Source organism: Acerihabitans arboris (genome assembly GCF_010131535.1).
Classification (GTDB): Bacteria; Pseudomonadota; Gammaproteobacteria; order Enterobacterales; family Enterobacteriaceae; genus Acerihabitans; species Acerihabitans arboris.
This window is the reverse complement of sequence record NZ_WUBS01000023.1, coordinates 48,100-56,222: the sequence shown is the minus strand read 5'-3', so window position 1 is coordinate 56,222 and position 8,123 is coordinate 48,100. Positions and strand designations below refer to the sequence as shown.

Genomic DNA, 8,123 nt, shown 5'->3' with positions numbered 1-8,123 from the left:
ATACGGAGGAAGAAGTTTAGCCAGTGTGGCCGCCTTTCGCTCCGGTGAAATGCGCTTCATATCGCGTCCCCATCGCCCCATTGGAGTTTTTGATGGGGGTGACATCTATCCTGACACTAGGGGTATAGCGGATCATCCCATCAATAAAATCAAAGAGCTCCTGCCATGGAACCTCGACATCCCTGCTGAATAACTGTCAATACGGTGCTGGGCAGCCGCTTACGATTATTGTTTGGTCAGTACTATTTTGGGTGTGGCCCCCTAATCTGCTGATTTATGTTAGTAGGGCGATAGGCTGCTTCGATAACGGGATAAGATGGGGCGTTTTCATTTTTGTTCCGCAGTGGAAAAACGCACACCAGGAAAACGTCCGCACCCCCTCTATGCTCCTTCAGAATAGTGAAGACAAGTGCATTGAATGGTCTTCTTCCTGACAAAATTAAACGTTTGCCGTAAGGCTCGTTTCCAGCGCTTTCAATGCCATGCAGAATCTCATCGCCATTTCTTCTGCGGTTGGTTCGTCGATATTCAGTGGAGGAGAAAAAGCCAATGTATCTCCACCTTGTGAACGGATGATCAGTCCCTGTTTAAGGGCAAATTGCTCAAACTGCTTTCCAACCTGTTTGTCCGCGGAGAAGGGCGCTCGGGTGGATTTATCAGCAACTAATTCCACCCCTATCATCATGCCCGCGCCGCGAATATCGCCAACCAACCCGGAGTTTCGTGTACCTTCGATTAAAACATCGCGTAAATGATTACCAATGTGGGACGCGTAATTGGGTACATCCATTTCTTCATATATGTCCAGAGCTTCGAGTGCGATAGCAGACCCGACAGGATGCCCTGAATTTGTGAATCCATGCCCAAAATTGGTACCGTCTTTATTTATAGAAGCAATAGATTCGTGAATACGAGGGCTAATCACAGTTGCACTGATGGGGAAATGGCCCGCGGAAAGTCCTTTTGCCATGACCATCATATCTGGTTTCATGTTCACTGTTTGTGAACCAAACCATTCACCCGTTCTTCCAAACCCACAAACGATTTCATCAGCAAGAAGCAAGATATCGTAGCGCTTAAGGACGTTATGGATTTGTTCAAAATAGCCAGCGGGTGGCACAATGACTCCCCCTCCCGCGTTGATCGGTTCCGCAATGAAGGCGCCGATATTTTCAGGGCCGTCATCAAGGATCATTTGCTCCAGCTCATTTGCCAGCCGTTTAGCATATTCAGCTTCGCTCTCGCCATTTAATAAACCGCGATAAATATCCGGGCAGGAGGCATGAAGTATGCCTGGCAGTGGCAAGCCAAATTCACGATGCATGTGAGGCAAGCCAGACAGCGAGGCAGCAAAGATGGTTGAACCGTGAAACGCTCGGTTACGCGCAATGATTTTTCTTTTACCGGAATTGCCTCTTGATTTGTGATAAAGCCAGGTTAGCTTCACCATCGTCTCGATACCCTCTGAACCCGAGCTTGAGAAGTGGATATGGGCATCGGAAATCGGAACTATGCCTGCCAGACGAGAAGCCAGCTTTGCGGTGGCAGCCGGCGTCTTGTTGCCAAATGTATGATAGCACCCAAGACTCAAATATGCCTTTGACGCCGCTACGGCCAGACGATCGTTTTTAAATCCCAAAGCGGCGCACCAGAGACCCGCTGAACCATCCAGATAACGATTACCGCTTTCATCAATGATCCAGGGGCCTTCTCCGCTCGTAACAATCAATGGGCCTTCATTCTGTAAATGCAGAGGATTACCCTGCGAGTGAAGGTGGTGGTGGATATCCTGTCGACCTGTTTCGCTAATTAAATAATCTTTATTGTGTTCCATAATGGTTGTCTCGAGTTCTTTAATGAAATTAATTTCGTGAACAATGGGGATAATAATGAAGACCACATAAAAGTGTGGTCTTCACCGTGGCTTTAGTAAATCGAGAAGGGAAAATATTTATCGTTAATTTTCTTATAGCTTCCATCAGAAACAATTTGCTTAATTGCAGCATTGAATCTGTCACGAAGCTCTTGAGAGTCTTTTCGGATGGCTACAGCAAACCCATTGCCGAAGTATTTTTCACTCTTAATATCTCCGCCAACAAATTTACAGCAGGAGCCATCCTGCGTTTTATTGATGAAGTTATACAGCATAACCATATCCGAAAATGTTACGTCAACGCGGCCTGAGGCGAGGTCACGATTGGCGTCGTCTTGGGTTTTGTAGGATTTTATTGTTGAGTCTTTATACATATCATTCAGGTAGACTTCCTGAGTGGTTCCTGCCTGGACAGCGATGGTCTTGCCGACGAGGCCTTTAGGTGAGACATCCGTTATTGTGGTATCTTTAGGAGCAATAAATCGTGAAGGAGTATCATAATATTTGTCTGTGAAGTCGATCTGTTTCCGCCGAGCCTCGGTTGCGCGCATAGATGAAACAATAGCATCATACTTACCTGCCAATAGGCCTGGGATCATACCACCCCATTCCTGTGTGACGAATTCACAAGATGCATTCATTTTGGAACAAAGGTTATGGGCAATATCAACATCAAAACCAGCGAGCTGACCTTTTTCAATATAGTTGAAAGGAGGATATGCACCTTCAATAGCAATCCTGATTTTAGCTGAATCCTGCGCATTTGCATTAAAAGCAACGAGCGCGAGGACGCTGGTTGTTAAAACTGTCGCGATGATTTTTTTTGTGATTGAATACATGGCCAACCCCGGGTTATGGTTAAAAAATAGCAGGCCTGACATATTTCATGTCAGCCGGCGCGGTGAACTGCGTGTAGTGATATAAGCCGCCTTTTGTTGTAAAAAATTAGTGTCTTAATATCTGCGATAAAAATGACTTTGCGCGATCCGTTTCAGGATAATTAAAAAAATCAATTGGTGGATGATCTTCTAATATTTTACCAGCATCCATAAATATTAAACGGTCAGCCATTGACTTTGCGAAGTTCATCTCATGCGTTACGCATACCAGCGTAATGCCGGTTTTCGCAAGGTCAGTAATAACTTCCAGCACCTCAGCAATCATTTCAGGGTCAAGCGCGGAGGTCGGTTCATCTAATAACATGAGTTTAGGACCCATGCACAGCGCCCTGGCAATGGCAACACGCTGTTGCTGACCGCCAGATAATTGACCTGGATAATGATTTGCTTTGTCCTTAATTTTCACTCTTTCTAATAATTCAAGCGCTGTATCTTTTGCTTGCCGTGGACTCAACGTCTTGGTTGTAACAGGTGCAAGCATACAATTTTGCAGTACTGTCATATGAGGGAATAAGTTAAAGTGTTGAAATACCATACCACAGCGTCCGCGAACAGTATCTATATTCCGGTGCCCGACAGATAAGTTGACGCCGTCAACTATAATTTCCCCCTTTTGAAAAGAATCCAAACCATTAATACAACGCAAAAGAGTAGATTTACCACTACCTGAAGGGCCACAAATGACAACTCGTTGGCCTGCATTAATGGACAAATGTACACCGTTCAGAGCATAAAATTTACCATACCTTTTTTCAACGGACTCAAAGCGAATAATGGGTTTTTTCTGATGTATTGTATTCATGATTTTCTCCCAATGATCAGGACAATTTAGTGCACAGTAACACGGTTGACTTGCTCAGACGATTCACCCTTCTCGGATGGAATCGGATTAAAATGCATATGCTTACTTAAACGTCGTTCACAGATAAGAAGCAAGCGGCGTACGGTTTCCACAAGCACTAAATAAAGTAAAGCGGCATAAACATAAATCTGAAAATCAAAAGTTCTCGAATAGGCTGTACCTGCGGCAGTGAGTAGTTCAGGTACAGTAATAATGCTTGCAATAGATGATGCTTTCAGCATTAAGACGACTTCATTCCCAAGAGGCCGCAGAGCAATAAGCGTTGCTTGTGGTAAGGCTACACGAATGAAGTGAGTCCAGCTTGAGATTCCCAAGGCGAAGGATGCTTCCCATTGGCCTTTCGGAATAGCCTGTATGGCACCTCGCCAGATTTCTGCTTGATAAGCTGCCGTATTGATTGAGAAAGCTAACACCGCGCATGTGAATGAATCTCGAAAGATCCACCATACATGCAGTCCTTCTAACTCATGGCGAAATTTACCAGCGCCGTAATAAAGAAGGAAAATCTGAGCAAGCAAAGGTGTTCCTCTAAATAGATAAGTATATCCGTCAAGGATGTTACGCATTACTTTGTTCGAGGATAGCTTTCCAGCGGCAATGGGGAGCGCCAGCAATCCACCGATAATTACGGAGATCAGGACCAGCTGCAATGACTTCATTAAGCCAAATAAAAGCGATGGGCCGTATTCAGATATCAGTTCTAAGCTCATTTGCTACCTGCTAAAAATGGTCGGTTCGCGCGTGTTTCGAGTCGTGCAAATACGTGGCCCGAAATTATGGACAGAAGCAGATATATAGAGAATGTTAAAAGGTAAAACTCAAAAGCTAAACGAGTTGAGCTTACGGCGAGATTAGTTACGCGCATCAGGTCTGGCAAAGCAATGAGTGATACAAGAGCCGTATCCTTTAACAGCATCATCCATAGGTTGCCTATACCAGGCAGTGCAACTCTCCACATCTGTGGAAGGATGACATTTTTATAGGTGTGCCATAAAGATAATCCCAGGGCATGGCTGGCTTCCTTTTGCCCTCGGGGTATTGCATGCATGGCTGCTTTGAATACTTCGCTAGAAAATGCGCCAAAAACTAAGCCGAGTGCGAGCATTCCGGCGAAGAAGGCACTGATCTCAACCGTTTTGTTCCAACCTATCAATGACAACAGAGCACTCAGGCCAATTTGACCACCATAGTAGACAATAAAAATTGTCATTAGCTCGGGTAGGCCACGAAATACCGTAGCCAAAACGCTGGCGCCAGTCGCTATCAGATATTGGTGAGAATCCTGTCCTTTGGCCAGTAGAAGACCCAGTACTAAACCAAATGGCAGCGTGCTTAACGCTAATTTTATTGATAGCCAGGCACCTGCAATCAATTGCTCGCCCCACAGGCCATCAGTCAGTAATCGGAAGAATTCAGTCACAGGTGAGGCTCCTAAACCATCAGTATTGAAGCGCGTTGGCAGACCGTATTTCCATCATTGATATATCAATATATCGCGGCAGTCAAAACAAATTTCTGACCCGCCTCATACGAGAATTTGTTAACAAAAAGGTCACTTATAGTTCTGATAAAACTCCATTAATAGATATTTTAAGCGGGTAAATTGCATAATGTTTGGTTTATCATGTTGATAAATGATCATTATTTAATTATAAAATTCTGCAGGGAATGAAATGAAAGTTGTATGTTGACTTTCTCTGAACAGAGTTGCCCTTAGAGGGAGCTAAAAAGGAGCGAAGCTCACGTCATTACTGCGATGAAAGGGAGGCAGAAAAGAAATTGAGAGGTAAAACCGCGTTAGCCTTGGATTTAAGGTCGCGTTTTACTGGAAAAATGGAGTAAGGAATCACTAAGCGCCCATTTTCTATTATCAGAATTTCATATGAGCCATATGCCATGCTCCATCTGACCCGCCCTCAGGATCAGATACAACGCTCAGTTAGTGGTGTCGGATTTTTCATTATCAATTTCATTGCTCTGCCAACTGGCTGCAAATTTCAGAGGAATGAGATATTTCAGCGATGAATGAGGACGGCATTGGTTATAGTCCCGTCGCTATTTGCATGTTTCGTCCCATCCTGGTCACCGATTACGGTTTTATCAGTTGCAGCATGACTGGGGGAAGCCGAGGCCTATGTTGCAGACCGACCCTGTAAAATTAACTTAGCTGTTAACACGCGGGCTACTCACGCCGATGCCACCCCAGCCAGGATGCGGAGCATAACCAGAGGCGGCCCATTCTGCGCTGGGCTGGATGACTCCGTCCGAATTCGCCCAAAAATCTGCCGGTTGCCAGAATATGCAGCCAGACTGAAGCCTGTTATTCCTGATTATGACTAGATCAGGTTCGGGGCCAGGGTCATGCATTTTTAAAGCAACGAGATTTGAGTCAGTAATCAATTGAACACATCTGTAGAGTAATGCAATATACTGGTATATTGCATTGAGGTTGATGACAACGTGTGTCGAAGAGTGAAAATGGTAGATCGTAAAGACGCTGCAAGTACGTCCTTGTAAGCTCGAGCCGCGCCAACCTTCGCGCGGACGTTTTACTCGTCTGTCCCATTCTCACCGCTCTCGTTCCATAGATAGGTTTGTCACAGTCTGAGTGCAATATACTGGTACATTGCATTATCTGTTTAACGCGGCATGGAATGGTACAGCCTTGGACAACATTCTTGATTCTGAATCCTCTTTGGGAAAAATTCTGGGTGAAATTAGTTTCGATGAGAAACTACCGAAATCGACCCAAGCCTACGAAATTATCCGAACGGCGATCATTTCGATGAGGCTTATGCCTGGGACAGTAATACTGGAAAAGAACATTTGTCAGTATTTGGGCATATCTCGCACGCCATTACGAGAGGCGCTTCTTGAGCTTGCTTCTGAACGGCTAATCATGGTGAAACCTGGCGGAGGTACATTTGTTACTAAGATTTTATTATCTGATGTGCTCCAGGGACAGCTCATCAGAGATACCATGGAGATGCGCCTGCTCAGATTAGCGGCGCGTACTTACACCGCGCAATTTGAATCGGATTTCGAGTTGGCGTTGTTCAAGCAAAGGAGCGCGGCGAAGAGAAAGAACGCTGAAGAGTTTTTCTCTCTCGATAACGAGTTTCACCAACTAATCTGTCGTTGCTCGGGTTTTCCTGAAGCATGGCGTGTTATTCATAACGCCACTGGCCAACTTGATCGTGTAAGACGATTTGCATTCCCACTTCAGGAAAACTATGACGAAGTACTCAAAGAGCATGAGAGTATTTATAACTTTATCAGGATGAATGATGTTGAGAATGCGGCGGCGGTTTTTCAGGTCCAACTTGATGCAACATTTCCGACTTTGGAAATTATATCAAGCAATCACCCTGAATTAATTGAAGGAAGTGCAAGCATTGACGATATACGTTAACCATGGGTATTACCAGAATGGACTGTCCCAAAACGTGGACATATCCTGTCCTCACGATGAGGCCAATTCAAAAACCTCGGGACTGACGCCGCCCAGATGGCTGTGCCGGCGGGCGCGGTTGTAGAACACTTCAATATAATCGAAGATACAACTAAAACTGGAGTACGTTTGTTGCATATAAGGATATTGGCAATCCGCATTCTACTTCTCCATCGGAAACTTCACGCTATGTGTAATAAACAGACCAGGTTGTTTGAGGCCCCCGCATCCGTTAAGGCAAGGCGGCCCATTTCGTAACCTGGCCCAACTTTGCAACCTCGTCGAGCAATGCCTGCGCTGACGGGCTAAGCGATATTTTGGCGAGCCAACTCACCGTCGCGCTGAGCGGGAACGGCGTAGGTTCAAGTTCAAACCATCGTACTTCGGGAGGCAAGTTACGGATCAAGGGAGGGAACAGCGGAATGATGGCCACTGCCAGTTTACGCCGGACCAGTTCGATACAAAGCGCCAGCGTTCCCACCGGATAGTGAACATCAATATCAACGCCCCCCTCGACTGAGGAGAGATAGTCAAACAAACGTTGCCGGCTGACGAAATTGTCGAGGATCGCGCAAGGCAACCCCACCAGAGTGGAGGGGGAGAGCGTCCGGCGATCAACGGCGAAACAGTCTTGATAAGCAATCACCCCGAACTGTGAGTGAAACAACGTCTCCGATTTCAAGCGCAGTAACGGCGTGGATATGGCATAAGAAACCAGTAGCTCCAGGCCGCCCAGCTCAAGCATGGAGAGTAATTCGTTAGCGCCGCGAACAACGACCCTGACCCTGAGCCTGGAATGGGCGTTGGCCAATCGCGCCAGCAATTCTGGAATCACCGTCGGCGCTAACGATACCGTGGCGCCGATGACCAATTCCCCGGACAACTCCTGCGAGGCGCTAATTGAATGACCCAACTGCTGCGCTTCACGTAGCAGGGACAACGCGCCGGGGAGAAAGTTTTTCCCAGTTCATCCGTTTCAGGACCACAGGGCCAGCAACGGCGCGCAACAAGAAATGGTGACCTGCGCCACAGAGATGA

Annotated in this window: 8 protein-coding genes; 2 read left to right on the top strand and 6 right to left on the bottom strand. The window is 46.1% G+C overall.

Annotated features, from left to right (window positions below; genetic code table 11):
- On the top strand, positions 1-193 hold a 193-nt coding region (locus tag GRH90_RS26085; protein ID WP_218586286.1), incomplete at its 5' end, for a hypothetical protein.
- A gap of 246 nt (positions 194-439) precedes the next feature.
- On the opposite strand, the gene GRH90_RS24355 is transcribed toward GRH90_RS26085, so the two are convergent.
- The 5 genes from GRH90_RS24355 to GRH90_RS24335 all read right to left on the bottom strand — a co-directional run bounded on the left by GRH90_RS24355 (position 440) and on the right by GRH90_RS24335 (position 5,054).
- Positions 440-1,834, bottom strand: a complete 1,395-nt coding sequence (locus GRH90_RS24355; protein WP_162368571.1) for an aminotransferase — start codon at positions 1,832-1,834, stop codon at positions 440-442.
- A gap of 92 nt (positions 1,835-1,926) precedes the next feature.
- Entirely contained in the window at positions 1,927-2,712 is a 786-nt protein-coding gene (locus GRH90_RS24350; RefSeq protein WP_162368570.1) for an ABC transporter substrate-binding protein, read from the bottom strand.
- Between the two features lie 106 nt (positions 2,713-2,818).
- Complete coding sequence (locus GRH90_RS24345) at positions 2,819-3,574, bottom strand: amino acid ABC transporter ATP-binding protein (RefSeq protein WP_162368569.1); 756 nt, start codon at positions 3,572-3,574, stop codon at positions 2,819-2,821.
- A 26-nt stretch (positions 3,575-3,600) separates the two neighbouring features.
- Positions 3,601-4,344 (bottom strand): ABC transporter permease, encoded by a 744-nt coding sequence (locus tag GRH90_RS24340; RefSeq protein ID WP_162368568.1) that lies wholly within the window; start codon positions 4,342-4,344, stop codon positions 3,601-3,603.
- Positions 4,341-5,054: an ABC transporter permease gene (locus GRH90_RS24335; protein ID WP_162368567.1), complete on the bottom strand. Its 714-nt coding sequence runs from the start codon at positions 5,052-5,054 to the stop codon at positions 4,341-4,343. Before GRH90_RS24335 ends, GRH90_RS24340 begins: the two co-directional genes overlap by 4 nt.
- Before the next feature lie 1,245 nt (positions 5,055-6,299).
- On the opposite strand from GRH90_RS24335, the gene GRH90_RS24330 reads away from it, so the two are divergent.
- Complete coding sequence (locus tag GRH90_RS24330; protein WP_218586285.1) at positions 6,300-7,046, top strand: GntR family transcriptional regulator; 747 nt, start codon at positions 6,300-6,302, stop codon at positions 7,044-7,046.
- Between the two features lie 271 nt (positions 7,047-7,317).
- Here the strand turns inward: GRH90_RS24330 and GRH90_RS24320 are convergent, their stop codons facing one another.
- On the bottom strand, positions 7,318-8,025 hold the full coding sequence (locus GRH90_RS24320; RefSeq protein WP_162368566.1) for a substrate-binding domain-containing protein: 708 nt from the start codon (positions 8,023-8,025) through the stop codon (positions 7,318-7,320).
- Positions 8,026-8,123 lie beyond the last annotated feature (98 nt).